Consider the following 19939-nt stretch of genomic DNA (forward strand, 5'->3'; position numbering starts at 1 on the left):
CTCCTTGAGCCGCACCGCCTCCTCCACCGCGATCTCGTCGAACGGGTTCATGCTCATCTTGACGTTGGCGATGTCGACCCCCGTGCCGTCCGACTTGACTCGGACCTTGACGTTGTAGTCGACCACCCGCTTGACCGGGACCAGGACCTTCATGAGAGGCGCTCCTTGAATTGCGGAGTTGGAATGGACGTGGACGTGAACCGGAAATTCTATGCCGCGGTGCGGCGCCGGGCCTGCTGCGCAGCCGAGCGCGGCGCCTTGCCCGACAAAAAAAGAACGACCGTTCGTTTTTGCGATTATAGGGGCGCCACGTGCCGCGCGGGCGGGACGAGACGTCACAAGGCGCGCCGCCGCGCTGCCGGCCGCCTCAACCGCGCGGCGGCTCGGCGTCCAGGGTTTGCCGCACGTGCACGACCCGCTGCGGATAGGGGATGTCGATGCCCGCCTCGCGCAGGCCCTTCAGCACCGCCAGGTTGACCGCCGAGCGCACGTTCAGCTGCCCGTTGAGCGGGTCGGCGATCCAGAAGAAGAGGCTGAACTCGAGCCCGTCGGCGCCGAACTTCACCAGGCGCGCGCTCGGCCCCGGATCGGCCAGCACGCGCTCCTGGGCGGCCGCCGCCTCGACCAGGATGGCCTGCACGCGGTCGACATCGCTGTCGTAGGCCACGGCCACGTCGGTGGTCAGCAGCACCTTCGTGTCGGCCAGCGACAGGTTCTCGATGCGCTCGGTGATCAGCTTCTCGTTCGGCACGATGGATTCGCGGCCGTTCATCGCCCGGATGAGCGTGTAGCGCGTCTTGATGTCCACCACCTCGCCTTCGAACCCGTCGACGCGGACCACGTCGCCGATGCGCAGGCTGCGCTCGAACAGGATGACGAAGCCGCTCACGTAGTTGGAGGCGAGCTTCTGGAGGCCGAAGCCCAGGCCGACGCCCAGCGCCCCGCCGAGCACCGACAGCGCCGTGATGTCGACGCCGGCCGTCGACAGCGCGAACAGCAGGCCGACCAGCAGCAGCGTGGCCCGCACGGCATTGGCCGCCACCTTGCGCAGCGACAGGTCGTGCACCGCCTGGCGCAGCACCTGCCGCTCCAGCACGGCGGAGATCCACAGCGCGGCGATCAGCACCACCCCGGCGGACAGCACGCCGTCGATCATGTTCAGCACGCTCACGCGCGACTTGCCGAAGGCGAACTGGACGGCATCCAGCTCCGCGCGGACCGCCGGCAGCACGCCGATCACCCACAGCACGGTGCCGATCCAGGCGATCCAGGACACCATCCGCTCCATCAGGCGGGCCAGCCCGGACGTCGGGAAGGCCACGGTGAGCACGCGTGCGATGAACCGGATGCCGGCGAGCGACACCAGCACCGGCACCGCCAGGCGCAGCAGCACGACGGTCTGCTGCGTCTCGACCACGCGCCGCGCGGCGTAGGTCAGCGCCAGCGCCAGCAGCGGGAACAGCAGGCCGTCCACGACGGCCCGGCCGAACCACACGGAATCGCTGGCCCGCTTGCGGCCGATGGCCCAGCACACCAGTCCGGCCAGCCCCAGGCAGCCCAACAGGACGGCGAGTTCGACAGGCATCCCCGGATGGCCCAGGTCCTGGACCAGTTGATCGATCGCGTTCATGTGTTCAGTGCTGGGGCGACTGGCCCCGGATGGTGCGGCTCACGCGGCCCAGGACGGCTTGCGCTTCTCGGTGAACGCCGACACGCCCTCCTGGGCGCAGGCGTCCATCATGTTGACGGCCATGGTCTGGCTGGCCAGCTGGTAGGCGGCTTCGATGCCCATTTCGCGCTGGCGGTAGAACAGGTCCTTGCCGATCGCGATCGCCTGGCGAGGCTTGGCCAGGATGCTGGCCACCAGCGACTCGACTTCGGCATCCAGCTGCTCGGGCGGTGCCACCCGGTTGACCAGCCCGCGCTCGCGCGCCTGCGCGGCGTCGATGAACTCACCCGTGAGCAGCATCTCCATGGCCTGCTTGGGCGCCATGTTGCGCAGCAGGGGCACGCTCGGCGTTGCGCAGAACAGGCCCAGGTTCACGCCGCTCACGGCGAACTTCGCGGACGTCGAGGCGACCGCCAGGTCGCACTGGGCCACCAGCTGGCAGCCGGCGGCGGTGGCGACCCCGTGCACCCGGGCGATCACCGGCACCGGCAGCTTCTGGATCGCCAGCATCAGGCGGCTGCAGCGGGCGAACAGCTGCTGGTAGTAGGCCAGCTCGGGCCGGGCGACCATTTCCTTCAGGTGGTGGCCGGGGCAGAAAGCCTTGCCCGCGGCCGCCAGCACCACGACGCGCACGGCGCCGTCGCCGGCCAGGCGGTCCAGCGCGTCCTGCAGCGCCGCAAGCATCTCCTCGCCAAGTGCGTTGAAGCTGTCCGGCCGGTTCATGGTGAACGTGACCACGCCGCGGCCGTCGCGGTGCTCGGTCACCGGAGCGCTGGTGTCGTCCATCGGTCCTCGCGTTCGCTACAGGTCGGCCAGCACGCGCACGTGCGCCTCGACGCTGCGGCCCAGGGCGTCGAGGTTGTAGCCGCCCTCGAGGCTGGACACGATGCGCCCCTTCGCGTGCTTGCGTGCGATGTCCTTCAGGCGCGTGGTGATCCAGGCGTAGTCGGCCTCGACCATGCCGAGCTGGCCGAGGTCGTCCTCGCGGTGGGCGTCGAATCCGGCACTGACGAAGATCATCTCGGGCTTGAACGCCTCCAGCCGCGGCATCCACTCGGCCTCGATCAGCTCGCGGATGTCCATGCCCTTGGTGTACGCGGGCACGGGCAGGTTGACCATGTTGGCCGCCCGCGCCGGATGGCCGCTGTACGGATAGAAGGGATGCTGGAAGATGCCGACCATCAGCACCCGGTCGTCGCCAGCGAGGATGTCCTCGGTGCCGTTGCCGTGGTGCACGTCGAAGTCGACCACCGCCACCCGCTGGAGCCCGTGGCGGTCGAGCGCGTAGCGGGCGCCGACGGCGACGCTGTTGAAGATGCAGAAGCCCATGGCGCGGCTGTGCGTCGCATGGTGGCCCGGCGGCCGCACCGCGCAGAACGCGTTCTCGACCTCGCCGGCCATCACCGCGTCGGTCGCGGCCAGCACGGCGCCGACCGCATGCGTCGCGGCGCTCCAGCTGTGCGGGTTCATGGCCGTGTCGGGATCGATGTGGCTGTAGGCGTAGCCGCCCGCGGCGATCTGCTCCTCGAGCTCCTCGCGCAGGCCGCGGATGGCAGCCACGTGCATCCGGTCGTGGGCGAGTTCGATCTCCTCGGAGGACGCCTCGCGCGCCTCGCGCCGGTCGAGCGCATCGGCGACGCCGGTGGCCAGCAGCCGGTCCTCGATCGCATCGAGCCGCTCGGGGCACTCGGGATGCCCGCGGCCCATCTCGTGACGACGGCACGAGGGATGTGTGAAATAACCGGTCTTGCTCGCACTCATCGTTGGCCCGGCAGAAATTCGGATAACGTCACGCCCTGATGGAAGCCCAACAAAAACTCAAGGCGCTGCTGGACCAGCTTAACACGGTGATCGTCGGCAAATCCGACCAGGTGCGCGAGTGCGTGGCCTGCCTGCTCGCGGGGGGCCACCTGCTGATCGAGGACGTCCCGGGGGTGGGCAAGACGACACTGGCCCATGCGCTGGCCCGCGCTTTCGGCCTCCACTTCTCCCGGGTGCAGTTCACGGCCGACCTGATGCCCAGCGACCTGTCGGGTGTGTCGATCTACGAGCGTGGCAAGGAAGCCTTCGTCTTCCATCCCGGCCCGGTGTTCGCCCAGGTGCTGCTGGCCGACGAGATCAACCGGGCCAGTCCCAAGACCCAGAGCGCGCTGCTCGAGGCGATGGAGGAAAAGCAGGTCACGATCGAGGGCGAGACCCGCGCCCTGCCCTCGCCTTTCTTCGTGATCGCCACCCAGAATCCGCACGACCAGCTGGGCACCTTCGCCTTGCCCGAGTCGCAGCTCGACCGTTTCCTGATGCGCATCTCGCTCGGCTACCCCGACCGCGCCGCCGAGCGCCAGCTGCTCGCCGGCTCCGACCGTCGCGACATGGTGGCCGGCATGCAGGGAACGCTGACGCCGGGCGACCTCGACCGGCTGCAGCGCCAGGTGCTGGCGGTGCACACCGCCGACCCCCTGCTCAACTACGTGCAGGATCTGGTGGCGGCCACCCGCTCCGGCCGCTGGTTCCTGCAGGGCCTGTCGCCGCGCGCGGCCATCGCGCTGGTGCGCGCCGCCAAGGCGCAGGCACTGCTGAGCGGGCGGGACTACGTCGCGCCCGACGACGTGCAGGCCATCCTGCCGCAGACCATCGCCCACCGGCTGGTGCCGATCGGCAACGCCGGCCGCGGCCCGGTGGAGCAGGTGCGCGCGATGGCGGAGGCCGTGCCGCTGCCGTGACCTCGGGTGTGCTCAACCCTCTCGCCTTCGCGCGGCAGCGCTTCCGGCAATGGTGGCAGGCCCGCCTGCCGCTGTCCGACACGCTCACGCTCACCCAGCGCAACGTCTACATCCTGCCGACCCGGCCAGGCCTGATGCTGGCGGCGACGCTGCTGGTCCTGCTCGTCGCATCGATCAACTACCAGCTCAACCTGGGCTACCTGCTCACCTTCCTGCTGGCCGGCAGCGCCGTCGTGGGCATGCACGTGTGCCATGCCACCCTGCGCGGACTGACGCTCACGCTCTCGCCGCCCGATCCGGTGTTCGCGGGCAGCCATGCGCCGCTGCGCATCGTGCTGGGCAATGCACGCCAGTCGCCCCGCCACGGGATCGGCCTGGCGGTGCTCGACAGCGAGGGCGATGACCGCTGGGCGTGGACCGACGTGCCGGCCCAGGGCAGCATCAGGCTGGAGGTGGCGTTCCAGCCGCTGCGGCGCGGGCTGCACCGCGTTCCTCCGCTGACGGCCGAGACCCGGTTCCCGCTGGGCACCTTCCGGGTCTGGACCGTCTGGCGGCCCGCCGCCCAGGTGCTCGTGTACCCGGCGCCGGAGGCGCTGCCGCCTCCCCTGCCGGAAGGCGAGCCGCGAGCCGGCGGCGCGGGCCGGGCACGCGCCCAGGTGGCCGGCGACTTCGATGGCGTGCGGGCCTACCGGCGCGGCGACCCGATGAAACTGGTGGTCTGGAAGAAGGCCGCCAAGGCCGACGAACTGGTCAGCCGCGACGCCCAGCAGGCGCAGCGGCGCGAGCTGTGGCTGGATTTCGCCCAGGCCGGGCCCATCGACGCCGAGGCACGGCTGGCCCGGCTGGCCGCCTGGGTGATGCAGGCGGACCGGCTCGGGGTCGACTACGGACTGCGTCTGCCGGGCCAGCAGATCCGGCCGGACACCGGCGAGGCGCACCGGCGCCGCTGCCTGGAGGCGCTCGCGCTGTGCTGAGCACGTCACCGACATCGAATCCGCCCGCCGCAGCGCAACGCAGCCCGCTGGCGCGGCTGGCCGCGCTGCCACGCGATGCGCGCGACACCCTGTTCCTGCTGGCGGTCATCGGCTGGGTGGTCCTGCCGCAGGTCACCCGTCTGCCCTGGTGGTGCACGGCACTCACCGCCACGATCCTGGTCTGGCGCGGCGTGCTGGCGGTGCGCGGCGCCGCGCTGCCCGGCACCGCCTGGGTGCTGGGCCTGCTCGCCGTCTCGATCGGCGCCACGCTGCTGTCGCACCGCACGCTGCTCGGTCGTGATGCGGGCGTCACCCTGATCGTGCTGCTGCTGGCGCTCAAGACCCTGGAACTGCGGGCGCGACGCGACGCCTTCGTGGTGTTCTTCCTCGGCTTCTTCGCCATGCTCACCAACTTCTTCTTCTCGCAGTCGCTCGTGACCGCCGGAGCGATGCTGGTGGGGCTGCTGGGGCTGCTCACCGCGCTGGTGAATGCGCACATGCCGGTCGGCCGGCCGTCGCTGGCGCAGGCGGCGCGCACCGCCGGCTGGATGGCGCTGCTGGGTGCGCCCATCATGGCCGTGCTGTTCATGCTGTTCCCGAGGCTGGCTCCGCTGTGGGGCATCCCGAACGACGGCATGACCGGCCGCAGCGGCCTGTCGTCCACCATGCAGGTGGGCACCGTGGCGCAGCTCGCGCTGGAGGAAGGCATCGCACTGCGGGTGCGGTTCGAAGGCCCGGTGCCCGCCGCATCCGACCTCTATTTCCGCGGCCCGGTGCTCTCCACGTTCGACGGCCGCGAGTGGCGGCCGCTGCTGCCGCGCCTGGGCGCCTCGGCCAGCGCCCTGCTGCCGCCCACCGGGCTGCGCGGGCTGGGCGAGCCGGTGCGCTACACGGTCACCCTCGAGCCGAACAACCGGCCCTGGCTGCTGGTGCTGGACGCCGCGACCAGCGCCCCGGCCGGCCCGGGTGTGGAGGCAGTGCCGGGCGGCGAGCTGCAGTGGTTCTCCACCCGGCCGGTCACCGACCTGCTGCGCTATTCGGTGGTGAGCCACGTCGACTGGCGCGCGGCCGAAGTCCGGCTGGCAGGCGTGCCGCCCCAGTACCGCGAGCTGCCGCCATCCTACAACCCCCGCACGCTGGCGCTGGCGACCGAGCTGATGCGCAGCGTGCCGGGGGGCGCGGCCGACAAGCCGGCCCTGGTGCAGGCGGCGATCGACCGGCTGCGCACCGGTGGCTACGTCTACACGCTCGAGCCGGGCGTGTATGGCGAGCACACCGCCGACGAATTCTGGTTCGACCGCAAGGCCGGCTTCTGCGAACACATCGCCTCGGCCTTCGTGGTGCTGATGCGCGGCATGGACATCCCGGCCCGGATCGTGACCGGCTACCAGGGAGGCGAGCCGAACGCGCTGGACGGCTACTGGGTGGTGCGGCAGAGCGACGCCCACGCCTGGGCCGAAGTCTGGCTGGCCGGCCGCGGCTGGGTGCGCATCGATCCGACGGCCGCCGTCTCGCCGGGTCGCGTGGGTGCGCTGCGGCGGCTGCAGCCCGCGCCCGGCGCCTTCGCCAGCGCGCTGGGCACCGTCAGCCCCGGGCTGGCGGCCAGCGTGCGGCAGGCGTGGGAAGCGGTCAACAACCGCTGGAACCAGTGGGTGCTCAACTACACGCAGAGCAAGCAGCTCGACCTGTTGCGCCACCTGGGCTTCCGCTCCCCTGGCTGGGAAGACCTGAGCTTCGTGCTGATCGCCATGGTGGTGGCCGCGGCGCTCGTGGGCGCCGCCTGGGCGCGCTGGGAGCGCAGCCGGCAGGACCCGTGGTTGCGCGTGCTGGCCGGCGTGCGCCAGCGCCTGGCGAAGGCCGGCCTCGAGTTGCCGCCGGCCAGCGGCCCGCGCGGGATGGCGGACGCCGTCACCAACCGTTGCGGCGAGCAGGCGCGACCGCTGGCAGACTGGCTGCTGCGGCTCGAGGCGCAGCGCTACGCGCCCCGGCCCGCCGCATCCCTTTCCGCGCTGCAGCGCGAACTGAACCGATTGCCCTGGCCCGTCTTCCGATGATCCGTGTTGTCCCGACCGCCGTCCTGCTGGCGGCGCTCGTTGCCTGGTGCCTGCCCGCTGCCGCCAAGGCGCCCGACACGCGGCGCAAGGTGCAGGCGCCGTCCAAGCCGAACGCAGCCCGGCAGGCGCCGCGCGGCGTGCCCTACGCCGGCCGTGACGATGCGATGCGCTTCGCCGACGAGGTGGCGCAGCGGCGCGGCCTCGACCCGGACTGGACCCGCCAGGCGATCGGCCAGGCGCAATTGCTGCCGGTGGTTGCACGCCTGATGCAGCCCGCGCCGCCGGGCACGGCCAAGAACTGGACGGTGTACCGCAGCCGGTTCATCGATGCCGTGCGCATCCAGGCCGGCGTGCGGTTCTGGCAGGAAAACCGTGCAGCCCTCGAGCGGGCGCAGCAGGAGTTCGGCGTCCCGCCCGAGATCGTCGTGGGCATCATCGGCGTGGAAACCATCTACGGCCAGCAGATGGGAACCTTCCGGGTGCTCGATGCGCTGGCCACGCTGGCGTTCGACTTCCCCGGATCCCACCCCCGCGCGAGCGAACGCACCGCGTTCTTCCGCGCCGAACTCGAGCAGTTCCTGGCGACCCAGCGCGAAGCCGGCGTCGACCCCTCCCGGCCCTTGGGCAGCTACGCCGGGGCGATGGGCATGCCGCAGTTCATGCCCAGCAGCTGGGCGCGCTGGGCGGTGGACTACGACGCGGACGGCCGCATCGACCTCTGGCGCAGCCCCACCGACGTGATCGGTTCGGTGGCGAACTACTTCAAGGGCTACGGCTGGAAGGCCGGCATGCCGACCCACTACCCGGTCGGCTTCGACGCCGAGCGCCTCGACAAGGAGGCCCTGCTCGCACCCGACATCCTGCCCACCTTCCCCGTGCCGGCGTTCCTGGCCAAGGGGGCGGTGCTCGACGAAGCGGCCGTGCAGCACGAAGGCCCGCTGGCACTGATCGAGCTGCAGAACGGCACCGAGCCGCCCAGCTATGTCGCCGGTACCGAGAACTTCTACGTCATCACCCGCTACAACTGGTCGAGCTACTACGCCATGGCGGTGATCGAGCTGGGCCGCGAGGTGAAGCAGGCCCTGCCCCGGAGCGGCTCGTGAACGTGTCGCTGGTCGAATGGAAGCGGCTGTGGGGCGAGCTGGGCGCCGGCACAGTCAACGGCGGCCTGATGAACCAGCTGGTGGCCGCCCACAGCGAACGGCACCGCCACTACCACACGCTGCAGCACCTGCGCGAATGCCTGGCGCATGCCGAGGCGACGGCGGCGCTGGCACGCCGGCCGGCCGAGATCGCGCTCGTCCTGTGGTTCCACGACGCGGTGTACGACCCCCGCCGGCAGGACAACGAGGACCGCAGTGCCGCCTGGGCGCATGCCAGCGTGCGGGCGGCCGGCTGCCCCGCGCAGGTGGCCGACCGCGTGGCCGCCCTGGTGCTCGCCACCCGCGACCATGGCCCGGCCGGCGACCCCGACACGCAACTGCTGCTCGACATCGACCTGGCGATCTTCGGCGCCTCGTCCGCGCGCTTCGACGAATACGAGCGCCAGGTGCGCGCCGAGTACGCCCATGTGGACGACGCCACCTTCCGCACTGCGCGCGAGACGCTGGTCGGCGGCTGGCTCGCGCAGCCCTGGATCTACCGGACGGACAGCTACCGGCAGGCGCTGGAGCCCCGCGCGCGCGAGAACCTGCAGCGATCGCTGGCGCGGCTGCGCGCGCCGGACTGACCGGACTCAGCCGAGGTTGAGCAGCTGGGCCAGGCCCTGCCGCTCGGCTGGGGTGAGCAGCGAGAAGCTGGGATCCTTGCCAAGGTCGCGCAGCGCGGCCTCGAGCTGCGAGGTGCGGGCGTTCTCCCGGGCAACCGCCAGGTGGCTGCGCACCTCCTTGAACTCGGCCCGCGCGGCCTGCGCCGACGTCACCCGCACGAGGGCCGTCTTCAGCGCCTGGGCCCGTGCCAGGTCGTAGTGGATGTCGAACCCGTAGGCCTTGCGCAGTGCCGAGTTCTGCAGCAGGGCCGCCGCCTCGCGCAAGGCCGGCAAGGCGTCGCGTTCCAGCTCGATCAGGTAGCGTCCAGCCCGGGCTCGCCGCTCCTGGGGGCTCGCGGCCGTCCATTCGCGCGCGATCGCCTCCAGCGTGACCACGCCCAGCACGTTCAACGGCGAGAGCCGCTGCTCGACCCCGGTGAGCCCGGCCTTGGCGGCGCTCCAGGCAGCGGCCATGCCGTCCTGGGCGTCGCGCAGGTTCTCGGCCCACGCGGGGTCGGTGTCCTGCGGCGGATTGCGGGACACCTTGATCACCGTGCGCGCGAGCTGGTTCGCGTTCTTCAGTTCGCCGGGCTGCAGGTCGTGCGCGGCCCGCGCCTTCTGGTAGGCCAGCAGCAGGTAGGTGTTGTCCCAGGTGTCGGAGAGGCGGAACGACTTGGGCCGGGCCAGGTTGTAGTAGAAGCGCGAGGTGATGCGCAGCACCTGCGGCTGCTGGTCGATCGCCGCCGTGCGGAACGCCCGGGCCATCAGGGCGTCGCCGCTGCGCGCCATGGCCTCGAACTGTTGCCGGTCGTCGTGCCCGAGTTGCGCCAGGTCCAGGTAGATGGCTGCCTTGTCCAGCAGGGCGTCGGTCAGCCGCCGCGGATCCTGGCGTTCGTCGAAGTGCCGGATCGCCTCGTCGGCCCACAGGTTCGCGGCCTGCTGCACCGGACTGTCCTTCTCGACCTCCCGGTACAGGCGGTTCAACAGCGACAAGCCGCTGGCCACCGCGTCGGCGGGCAGTGCGAGCTTCTCGGGCAGCGCTGCGCGGCGCCAGCGCGACTCGAACTCGTTGCGTGCATCGACCAGGCCCGACGGCAGCGAGGACGCGCCCGACAGGGTGCCGGCATCGCGCGCCCTGCCCGCCTCGTCCAGCCAGCGGTCGAGGCTCTCCCGCACGTTCACCACCTGGGCGGCGGCGCGCGTCGCGGACTGCTGGAACATGGCGTAGCCGAACCCGGCGCAGCCGGCGAACAGCAGCGCCAGCGCCGCCATGCGCCAGCCTTCGGCGGACTTGCGGAAGAACGCATGGGCGATCGCGGCGATCGCGACCACCATGAGCGCGAGGATCCCGAGCTGGCTCGCGGCCGCGGCCCGGAGGATCTCCGGCAGGTGCTGGACGATGGACTGCACGGACGTCTCCTCCCAGGCTGGTCACGCGCCGGCCGCACGATGCGGACGTGGCGCCATGGCACGATGCCACGCCGGTCGGCGTGCCGCAACGGGGATGACGCGCCCCCAGGCCAGCCGGCGGCCGGTCACACCGATGGGTTGTGGCAGCGGCGGTCGCGTTGGCGCCAACACGCCGCCCGCCGGATCAGGCGGTCGCGGGAACCAGGAAGTCGCGGCTGATCCGGCTGCCCAGCTCGTTCACGCGGTCCAGGAACTGGGTGAGGAAGGCGTGGAGCCCGGTCGCCAGGATCTCGTCGATGTTGCCGTACTGCAGGTCGGCGCGCAGCTTGCCGGCGCGGCGCTGGGTCTCGGCGGACTGGTCGTTGCCCACCATCTGCAGGTTGGCCACCACCTCGTTCATGCTGGCGTGCAGCGAGCGCGGCATGTCGGGGCGCAGGATCAGCAGGTCGGCGACGCGCTCGGGCTTGATCACGTCGCGGTACACCTTGCGGTAGATCTCGAAGCCGGAGACGCTGCGCAGGATGGCGCTCCAGTGGTAGAAGTCGTACTCCTGGTCCTGCTCGGTGGCGGCGCCAAAGAAGTCGCTCTGCACCGCATGGAACTTCACGTCGACGAGCCGCGCGGTGTTGTCGGCCCGCTCGAGGAAGGTGCCCAGCCGCATGAAGTGCAGGGCCTCGTCCATCAGCATGGTGCCGACCGTCACGCCACGCGACAGGTGCGAGCGGAACTTCACCCACTCGAAGAACTGGCCGGGGTCGCGGTCGAAGTCGCCGCTGCGCAGCATGCGGTTGACCTCCAGCCAGGTCTGGTTCTGGGTCTCCCAGGCTTCGGTGGTCAGCGAACCGCGAACCGCACGCGCGTTCTCGCGCGCCGCCCGCAGGCACGACAGGATGGAGGACGGGTTGTTCTCGTCCTTGACCATGAACTCCATCACCCGTCCGGGCTCGATCTCGCCGTGCTTGGCGGTGTAGGCCGGCACCAGCTCGCTGATCGAGAGCAGGCCCTGCCACCCGACCTGGGCGACCGCGGCCGACTGCGGCAGCAGCGAGGTCTGGTAGTTGACGTCGAGCATGCGGGCGGTGTTCTCCGCCCGTTCGGTGTACCTGGCCATCCAGAAGAGGTGGTCGGCAGTGCGTGACAGCATTTCAAGCTCCGGTGCGGGCGGCGAACCCCGCGCGCGCTTCGCGCGCCGCCGTGTTGTGGCGAGGACGTGACACGCTGGACATGTCAGACCTCCAGGATCCAGGTGTCCTTGGTGCCGCCACCCTGGGACGAGTTGACCACCAGCGAGCCTTCCTTGAGCGCGACGCGGGTGAGGCCGCCCGGCACCATCTGGACCTGCTTGCCCGACAGCACGAAGGGCCGCAGGTCGATGTGGCGCGGCGCGATCCCGCTCTCGACGAAGGTCGGGCAGGACGACAGGCTGAGCGTGGGCTGGGCGATGTAGCCGCCGGGATTGGCCTGCACCGCCTTGCGGAAGTCGGCGATCTCCTGCCGGGTCGCGGCGGGCCCGACCAGCATGCCGTAGCCGCCGGCGCCATGGACCTCCTTGACCACCAGGTCCTCCAGGTTGTCCAGCACGTACTTGCAGTCGTCCGCGTCGCGGCACAGGTACGTCGGCACGTTCTTCAGGATCGGCTTCTCGCCCAGATAGAACTCGATCATCTTGGGCACGTACGGGTAGATCGACTTGTCGTCGGCGACGCCGGTGCCGATGGCATTGCAGATCGTCACGTTGCCGGCGCTGTACGCGTCCACCAGGCCGGGGCAGCCGAGCGTGGAGTTCGGGCGGAACACCTCCGGGTCGAGGAAGTCGTCGTCGACGCGCCGGTAGATCACGTCGACCCGGCGCGGGCCCCGCGTCGTGCGCATGTAGACGTAGCGGTCCTTGACGAACAGGTCCTGGCCCTCGACCAGCTCCACGCCCATCTGCTGGGCGAGGAAGGCGTGCTCGAAGTACGCGCTGTTGTACATGCCGGGCGTGAGCACGACCACGGTGGGATCGGGCGCGCCGGGCTGGGCCGAGGCGCGCAGCGTCTCGAGCAGCAGGTCCGGGTAGTGGGCCACGGGCGCCACCCGGTGCTGGCTGAACAGGTCCGGGAAGAGCCGCATCATCATCTTGCGGTCCTCCAGCATGTAGCTCACCCCGCTGGGCACCCGCAGGTTGTCCTCGAGCACGTAGTACTCGCCCTGGCCCTGCGCGTTCGGAGCCCGCACGATGTCGACGCCAGCGATGTGCGAGTACACCCGGTGCGGTGTGTACACGCCCTTCATCTCCTTGCGGTACTGGGCGTTGTTCAGGACCTGCTCGGCCGGGATCACGCCGGCGCGCAGGATCTCCTGCTCGTGGTAGACATCGTGGAGGAAGCGGTTCAGGGCGGTCACGCGCTGGACCAGTCCCTGCTCCAGTTCAGCCCATTCGTGGGCCGGGATGATGCGGGGGATCAGGTCGAACGGGATCAGCCGCTCGGTGCCGGCGCCGTCCTCGTCCTTGGCACCATAGACGGCGAAGGTGATGCCGACGCGCCGGAAGATCATCTCGGCCTCGTCGCGCCGCGCGCGCATCGTGTCCTGCGGCTGGCGGGCCAGCCACTGGCTGTAGCGCTGGTAGTGGTCGCGCACCCCCTGGAGCTGCGTCTGGCTCATGCCCCCCATGGTCTGGGTCTGGAACTGCAGCGGGCCCGAATCGGGCAGCTGCTGGAACATCTCGTCGAATTTCTGCATGGCGTGGGCTGGACTTCGGCCACAGGATAGCAATAACCGAGCCTCGAACCGGCCCGACTCAGGGTTTCTGATGGTGCCAGTAGCGACGCGCCGCATCGCGTTCGCACCGCATCGCCTCTGGTTGCGCAGACGACCACCAGGCCGCGCCGCACCACGCGGAATCCACCACCGTCGCGCCGCGCGCGGCGTAGCGCTCCAGCACCGGCGCCGCCGGGTGGCCGAACCGGTTGCGGTAGCCGGCCTGCACGAGCGCCCAGCGTGGCTGCACGGCGTCGAGGAAACCCGCACTGGACGACGTGCGGCTGCCGTGGTGCGGGACCAGCAGCACCTGCGCCTGCAGCGGCTCGCCCCGGACGAGCAGCCTGTCCTCCTGGGGCCGCTCGACGTCGCCCGCCAGCAGCGCGGCCTGGCGCGGATTCGACACCCGCAGCACGCAGCTGAGGGCATTGGGGCGCTGCGCGGTGCCGAAATCCGCCGGGGCCGGATGCAGGAACCGGAACGCCACGCCGTCCCAGTGCCACTCCTGCCCCTGCAGGCAGCGCGCCTGCGGCCGGACGGTCTGCAGGACGTGGCCGTCTTCCAGCGATCCGGCCAGCCGGGCCTGCGGTTGCATCAGCAACACGGGCATGGCACCGCCGGTATGGTCGCTGTCGCGATGGCTGAGCACCACCGTGTCGACGCGTTCGCCCAGGGCGCGCAGCAGCGGCACGAGCACCCGCTGGCCGGCATCGCTGTCGTTGCCCCAGCGCGGTCCGGTGTCGTAGACCAGGGTGTGCGACGCCGTGCGGACCAGCACCGCATTGCCCTGCCCGACGTCGACCGCGAGCAGTTCGAACTCGCCCGGCGGCGGGCGCGGTGCCTGCCAGAGCAGCACCGGCAGCACCAGCGGCACGCCGAGCATCCGCATCGGGGGCGGCAGCCGCATGGCCAGCAGCAGCCCGCCCACCACGCCCGCCGCCCCGGCCCACAACGGCGGCGCGGCGCCGTGCCAGACGGCGAACGGCCAGGCGGCCAGCCACTGCAGCAGCACCTGGAGCGCCTGGACGGTCACGGCCGCCAGATCCCAGGCCGGGCGCACCAGCACGCCCGCCATGGCCAGCGGCGTGACCACCAGCGTCACCCAGGGAATCGCGACCAGGTTGGCGGCCAGCCCGACCAGGGACACCTGCCCGAACAGCAGCAGCGTGAGCGGTGCCAGCGCCAGCGTGACGACCGCCTGCTCGCGCAGCAGGCCCAGGGCCCGGTCGCGCCAGCGCGGTGGCCCCGGAGCGTGCCCCGGATCGGTCGCGAACAGGACGCCGACCGCGACGAAGCTCAGCCAGAAACCCGGTTGCATGAGGGCCCACGGATCGGCCGTCACCACGATGGCGCAGGCGAACAACCAGCTCACCGGCCAGGGCCAGCGGCGCCCCGACAGCCGCAGCCAGCCCAGGGATGCCAGCATCAGCAGGGTGCGCTGCGCCGGGACGCCCCAGCCGCTGAAGAGCGCGTAGCCGGCAGCCAGGAGCAGCCCACCCAGCAGCGCGGCATGCGGAGCCGGCCAGGCGAGACACAGGCGCGGGACACGCCGCCAGCCGGCCCCGATGAGCGCGGCAGCCAGCCAGGCGAACATGGTGACGTGCAGGCCGGAGATCGACAGCAGGTGCGCCACCCCGGTGGCACGGAACACGTCCCAGTCGGTCCGGTCGATCGCGTTCTGGTCGCCCACCACCAGCGCTGCGAGCACGCCACCCGCCTGCCGATCGGCCACGCGGGCCTCGATGCTGGCGCGCACCGACTGGCGGGCCCGCTCCACCGGATGCGCCCCGGTGGTCGACAGCAGGGCCGGCGCCGGGTCGCCGCGGCCGGCGCGGACGTAGCCGGTGGCCTGAAGGTCCTGTTCCCAGAGCCACAGCTCCTGGTCGAAGCCATGCGGGTTGAGGGTCCCGTGCGGGGCGCGCAGGCGCACCGAGAAGGCCCAGCGCTCACCCGGGTGCAGGTCCGGTCCCCCACCCTGCAGCTCGAAGGCCCCGGCCGCGGCCGCCGGACCGCCATACCACCCGAGCGACACCAGGGGTGGCAGCCGCACGGCGGCCGCGCCGTCCCGGGCTGCCTCCACCTCGAACCGGAAGCGCTGGCCGAGCTCGTTGCGCTGGGGCATGGCGGCCACCGTGCCGACGACGGCAAGGTCCCGGCCCTCCAGCGCGGGGTCCAGCCCCTGCGACAGGAAATGCGCGGCCCGGGCGCCGGCCAGGCCGAAGCCGCAGGCGGCTGCCAGGAGCAGCGACGCCGTCCGTGCCGGCAGGTGCGCCCGCGACGTGCGCCAGAACACCACCGCCAACGCAACGGCAGTGGCGGCGGCCAGCGCCCCGTACGCCACGAACGGCCAGAGCGCCGGCTGCCGCATCTGCACGGCGGGGCCGAGCACCGCGCCGGCCAGCAGCGGCACCCAGAGCCGGCCGGCGGGTGGAAGGTCCATGCGCCAGCCTAGCCGGCCCGCCGTGCCTTCGTTCGCTCTGCGCCGTCCATCTGAAGGAGCCAGGGCAGATCGTCAAAAGCCTGCCCGTGGCACCCCTCGTCGAGCATGGGAGTTGCTAGCATCCCCGTCCATGTCCATCCATGCCGCGCTCAACCACGTCACCCATTACAAGTACGACCGCCCGGTGCGGCTCGGACCCCAGGTCGTCCGGCTGCGGCCCGCGCCGCATTGCCGCAGCAACGTGCTCTCGTACTCGCTGCGCATCGAGCCGGCCAAGCACTTCATCAACTGGCAGCAGGATCCGTTCGCGAACTACCAGGCACGCCTGGTGTTCCCCGAGCCGACCACCGAGTTCAAGGTCACGGTCGACCTGGTGGTCGAGATGGCGGTCTACAACCCGTTCGACTTCTTCCTGGAGCCGAGCGCCGAGAAGTTCCCCTTCCGCTACGAACCGCTGGTGGCGCAGGAGCTGGCGCCGTACCTGGCCTGCGAGCCGGTCACGCCGCTGCTGCGCAGCTACCTCGACCGTGTCGATCGCACGTCCCGTCCCACCATCGACTTCCTGGTCGCGCTGAACCAGCAGGTCCAGCACGACATCAAGTACCTCATCCGCATGGAGCCGGGTGTCCAGACGCCCGAGGAAACGCTGCGCAACGCCAGCGGTTCCTGCCGCGACTCCGGCTGGCTGCTGGTGCAGCTGCTGCGCAACCTCGGGCTCGCCGCGCGCTTCGTCTCGGGCTACCTCATCCAGCTGGTGCCCGACGTCAAGGCCCTGGACGGCCCCAGCGGCACGGCGGTCGACTTCACCGACCTGCATGCCTGGTGCGAGGTCTACCTGCCGGGGGCCGGCTGGATCGGGCTGGACCCCACCTCCGGCCTGCTGGCCGGGGAAGGCCACATCCCGCTCGCCTGCACCCCGCAGCCCTCGGGCGCGGCACCGATCGAGGGACTGGTCGACGAGGCGGAGGTGGACTTCGCCCACCACATGCAGGTCACCCGGATCTACGAATCGCCCCGGGTCACCCGGCCCTACACCGACGAGCAGTGGCAGGACGTGCTGGCGCTGGGCGAGCAGGTCGACGCCGACCTGCGGGCCGGCGACGTGCGCCTGACCATGGGCGGCGAACCCACCTTCGTGGCCACGGTCGACCGCGACGCGCCCGAGTGGAACACCGAGGCGCTGGGCCCGACCAAGCGGCGCCATGCAACGCAGCTGGTGCACAAGCTGCGCGACGAGTACGGCCAGGGCGGCTTCCTGCATTTCGGCCAGGGCAAGTGGTACCCCGGCGAACAGCTGCCGCGCTGGGCGCTGTCGATCTACTGGCGCGCGGACGGCCAGCCGTGCTGGCGCGATCCCTCGCTGTTCGCGGACGAATCGCAGCCGCAGCACTACACGAGCGAGGACGCCGGCCGCTTCGTCCGGCACCTGGCCGCCCGCCTGAACCTCACCGACCGCCACGTCCAGCCTGCCTACGAGGACGTCTTCTACTACCTGTGGCGCGAACGCCGCCTGCCGGTCAACGTCGACCCGTTCGACGCCCGGCTGGACGACGAGCTGGAGCGCGCCCGCCTGCGCCGGGTGTTCGAGCAGAAGCTCGATGCGGTCGTCGGCTACGTCCTGCCGCTGGAGTCCAAGCCCCTGGAAGGCGCCCGCCTGGCGGGCCCGGCCTGGTCGACCGGCCCCTGGTTCTTCCGCGATGAACGCATGTACCTGGTGCCGGGCGACTCGCCCATGGGCTACCGGCTGCCCCTCGACGCGCTGCCCTGGGTGAGCAAGGGCGACTACCCGTACCTGGTCGAGACCGATCCGATGGCGCCGCGCGGCGAGCTGCCGCGCGCCGACCAGCTGCAGGCGCGCTACCTGCAGGGCCCGGCTCCCGCGGCCGGGGAAGCACCCCGGGTGCTGCAGGACGCTTTCGGTCGACGCGACGTGGCGACCGGCGACCACGCGACCCGGCCCGGCCAGCCCGCGCCCGCCGACGCCGCACCGCCGGCGCGCCACCAGTCGGCGCAGGGACTGACCCGCACCGCGCTGTGCGTCGAAGTGCGCGATCCGCGCCGGGCCAATGGGCCGAAGGCCGAGCAGGTGGGCGAGCGCTCCGGCGTCCTCTACGTCTTCATGCCGCCGCTGGCGGAGGTCACCGACTACCTCGACCTGCTCGTGGCAGTGGAAGCCACCGCCAGGGATCTGGGCGTGAGGATCGTGCTGGAAGGCTACCCGCCGCCGCGCGACCCGCGCCTGAAGCTGCTGCAGGTGACGCCCGATCCGGGCGTGATCGAGGTCAACATCCACCCGGCGCACAACTGGCGCGAACTGGTGAAGAACACCGAGTTCCTCTACGAGGCGGCCTTCGAATGCAGGCTGTCGGCCGAGAAGTTCATGACCGACGGCCGCCACACCGGCACCGGTGGCGGCAACCACTTCGTGCTGGGCGGCGCCACGCCGGCCGACTCGCCGTTCCTGCGGCGGCCCGAGCTGCTGGCCAGCCTGCTGCTGTACTGGCACAACCATCCGTCGCTGTCGTACCTGTTCTCCGGCCTGTTCATCGGCCCCACCAGCCAGGCGCCCCGGGTCGACGAGGCACGCAACGACCAGCTGTACGAACTGGAGATCGCGCTGCGCGAGATCGAGCGCAACCGGCAGGTCTACGGGCAGGACATGCCGCCCTGGCTGGTCGACCGCACGCTGCGCAACATCCTGGTGGACGTGACCGGCAACACGCACCGCAGCGAGTTCTGCATCGACAAGCTCTACTCGCCCGACTCGAGCACCGGCCGCCTCGGGCTGCTGGAGCTGCGCGCCTTCGAGATGCCGCCGCACGCGCGCATGAGCATCGTGCAGCAGCTGCTGCTGCGGGCGCTGGTGGCGCGCTTCTGGAAGGAACCGTACCGGGCGCCGGTCACGCGCTGGGGCACGCAGCTCCATGACCGCTGGCTGCTGCCCTCCTTCGTGCAGGCCGACCTGCACGACGTGCTGCAGGAGCTGCGGGACGCAGGCTACGCCTTCGATCCCGCCTGGTTCGCGCCGCACTTCGAGTTCCGCTTCCCGCTGGTCGGCGCGGTGCAGGCCGCAGGGGTGGAGCTGACTTTGCGCAACGCGCTGGAGCCCTGGCACGTGATGGGCGAGGAAGGCGCGGTCGGCGGCACCGTGCGGTACGTCGACTCGTCGCTGGAACGCCTGGAGGTGCGCGTGACGGGCCTGAACGAGAGCCGCTACGTCGTGACCGTGAACGGAAAGGCGGTCCCGCTGCAACCCACCGGCACGGCCGGCGAGTTCGTCGCCGGCGTGCGCTACCGGGCCTGGAACCCACCGTCGGCGCTGCACCCGACGATCGGCGTGCATGCACCGCTGACCTTCGACATCGTGGACACGTGGATGAACCGCTCGCTGGGCGGCTGCCAGTACCACGTGTCGCATCCGGGTGGCCGCAACTACGTCACCTTCCCGGTGAACGCCTACGAAGCCGAGAGCCGCCGGCTCGCGCGCTTCTTCCGCATGGGCCACACGCCGGGCCGGCTGCAGATCCCGCCCGCGACGGTCGATGTGCCCGGCAGCCGCGAGTTCCCACTCACGCTGGATCTGCGCACGCCACCGCGCGGCTGACCGGGCGGCGGATGGCCGAGCGGCGGGGGCTGGCCGCGCGGCAGGGCTTGCCGCGCGGGCCGACATGCTCACGGCCAGCTAAGACTTCGCTAAGTGCCACCTCACGGTCGCTTCCTACAGTGACGTCACGGGTTCTCCAGGACCCGCGGACACAAGCCTCCAACCACTGAAAGGAAGAACTGCCATGAACAACCGTCGTCTGATCGCCGTCACCCTGTCCCTCGCCGCCGCCTCGCTGGGTGGCCAGGCCTTCGCCCAGTCCGCCGGCCTGTACGGCCAGGAAGGTGGCGCCACCACCGCCTTCGTGCCGAGCAAGACCCGCGCCGAAGTGCGCGCCGAGCTCGACCAGTACCGTGCCGCCCGGGTGAACCCCTGGTCCACCACCTACAACCCGCTGCGCAACTTCAAGAGCGCGACCACCCGCGCCGACGTGACCGCGGCCTACCTCGCCAGCCGCGACGAAGTGCGCGCCTTCACCGGCGAGGACAGCGGTTCGGCCTTCCTGGCGCAGGCCGGCGGCCGCACCCTGGCCGGCACCACCCTGGCCGGCCAGGCCGACCAGGGCAACCTGCGCTGACC

At 71.3% G+C, this 19939-nt stretch carries 14 protein-coding genes and 1 pseudogene; 7 read left to right on the forward strand and 8 right to left on the reverse strand.

What is annotated here, in order from left to right; translation table 11 throughout:
• The 4 genes and pseudogenes from VFE82_RS19445 to VFE82_RS19460 all read right to left on the reverse strand — a co-directional run.
• Positions 1-153 (reverse strand): annotated as a pseudogene (locus VFE82_RS19445) (electron transfer flavoprotein subunit beta/FixA family protein); the annotation flags it as partial.
• A gap of 214 nt (positions 154-367) precedes the next feature.
• Complete coding sequence (locus VFE82_RS19450) at positions 368-1630, reverse strand: mechanosensitive ion channel domain-containing protein (RefSeq protein WP_325002003.1); 1263 nt, start codon at positions 1628-1630, stop codon at positions 368-370.
• Between the two features lie 39 nt (positions 1631-1669).
• Complete coding sequence (locus tag VFE82_RS19455) at positions 1670-2455, reverse strand: enoyl-CoA hydratase (RefSeq protein WP_325002004.1); 786 nt, start codon at positions 2453-2455, stop codon at positions 1670-1672.
• A 15-nt stretch (positions 2456-2470) separates the two neighbouring features.
• On the reverse strand, positions 2471-3430 hold the full coding sequence (locus VFE82_RS19460) for a histone deacetylase family protein (protein WP_325002005.1): 960 nt from the start codon (positions 3428-3430) through the stop codon (positions 2471-2473).
• 38 nt (positions 3431-3468) lie between these two features.
• Between VFE82_RS19460 and VFE82_RS19465 the strand changes: the two genes are divergently transcribed.
• From VFE82_RS19465 to VFE82_RS19485, 5 genes are read left to right on the forward strand one after another with little or no spacing between them, the layout of a single operon-like run.
• Positions 3469-4389, forward strand: coding sequence for a MoxR family ATPase (locus tag VFE82_RS19465; protein WP_325002006.1), 921 nt, complete (start codon positions 3469-3471; stop codon positions 4387-4389).
• A gap of 8 nt (positions 4390-4397) precedes the next feature.
• Complete coding sequence (locus VFE82_RS19470) at positions 4398-5363, forward strand: DUF58 domain-containing protein (protein ID WP_325002007.1); 966 nt, start codon at positions 4398-4400, stop codon at positions 5361-5363.
• A complete protein-coding gene (locus VFE82_RS19475; protein WP_414708788.1) occupies positions 5357-7417 on the forward strand; it encodes a transglutaminaseTgpA domain-containing protein in 2061 nt (686 codons plus the stop codon). Before VFE82_RS19470 ends, VFE82_RS19475 begins: the two co-directional genes overlap by 7 nt.
• Positions 7414-8520: a lytic murein transglycosylase B gene (mltB, locus tag VFE82_RS19480; RefSeq protein WP_325002008.1), complete on the forward strand. Its 1107-nt coding sequence runs from the start codon at positions 7414-7416 to the stop codon at positions 8518-8520. The genes VFE82_RS19475 and mltB overlap by 4 nt, the downstream gene beginning before the upstream one ends.
• Positions 8517-9146 (forward strand): N-methyl-D-aspartate receptor NMDAR2C subunit, encoded by a 630-nt coding sequence (locus VFE82_RS19485; protein WP_325002009.1) that lies wholly within the window; start codon positions 8517-8519, stop codon positions 9144-9146. Before mltB ends, VFE82_RS19485 begins: the two co-directional genes overlap by 4 nt.
• Before the next feature lie 6 nt (positions 9147-9152).
• On the opposite strand, the gene VFE82_RS19490 is transcribed toward VFE82_RS19485, so the two are convergent.
• The 4 genes from VFE82_RS19490 to VFE82_RS19505 form a co-directional block, all read right to left on the reverse strand.
• The gene (locus tag VFE82_RS19490; RefSeq protein WP_325002010.1) at positions 9153-10574 is read right to left on the reverse strand and encodes a hypothetical protein; all 1422 of its coding nucleotides are present in this window, start codon (positions 10572-10574) and stop codon (positions 9153-9155) included.
• 184 nt (positions 10575-10758) lie between these two features.
• A complete protein-coding gene (locus VFE82_RS19495; RefSeq protein WP_325002011.1) occupies positions 10759-11718 on the reverse strand; it encodes an alpha-E domain-containing protein in 960 nt (319 codons plus the stop codon).
• Positions 11719-11801: 83 nt separating this feature from the next.
• Positions 11802-13298 carry a circularly permuted type 2 ATP-grasp protein gene (locus VFE82_RS19500; RefSeq protein ID WP_325002012.1) on the reverse strand — a complete coding sequence of 499 codons (1497 nt, stop codon included), beginning with the start codon at positions 13296-13298 and terminating at the stop codon, positions 11802-11804.
• A gap of 58 nt (positions 13299-13356) precedes the next feature.
• Positions 13357-15756 carry a DNA internalization-related competence protein ComEC/Rec2 gene (locus VFE82_RS19505; RefSeq protein ID WP_325002013.1) on the reverse strand — a complete coding sequence of 800 codons (2400 nt, stop codon included), beginning with the start codon at positions 15754-15756 and terminating at the stop codon, positions 13357-13359.
• Positions 15757-15886: 130 nt separating this feature from the next.
• Between VFE82_RS19505 and VFE82_RS19510 the strand changes: the two genes are divergently transcribed.
• On the forward strand, positions 15887-19360 hold the full coding sequence (locus VFE82_RS19510) for a transglutaminase family protein (protein WP_325002014.1): 3474 nt from the start codon (positions 15887-15889) through the stop codon (positions 19358-19360).
• A 184-nt stretch (positions 19361-19544) separates the two neighbouring features.
• Positions 19545-19937: a DUF4148 domain-containing protein gene (locus VFE82_RS19515; RefSeq protein WP_325002015.1), complete on the forward strand. Its 393-nt coding sequence runs from the start codon at positions 19545-19547 to the stop codon at positions 19935-19937.
• Positions 19938-19939: the final 2 nt, after the last annotated feature.

Source organism: Ramlibacter sp. (assembly GCF_035655895.1).
Taxonomy (GTDB): Bacteria; Pseudomonadota; Gammaproteobacteria; order Burkholderiales; family Burkholderiaceae_C; genus Ramlibacter.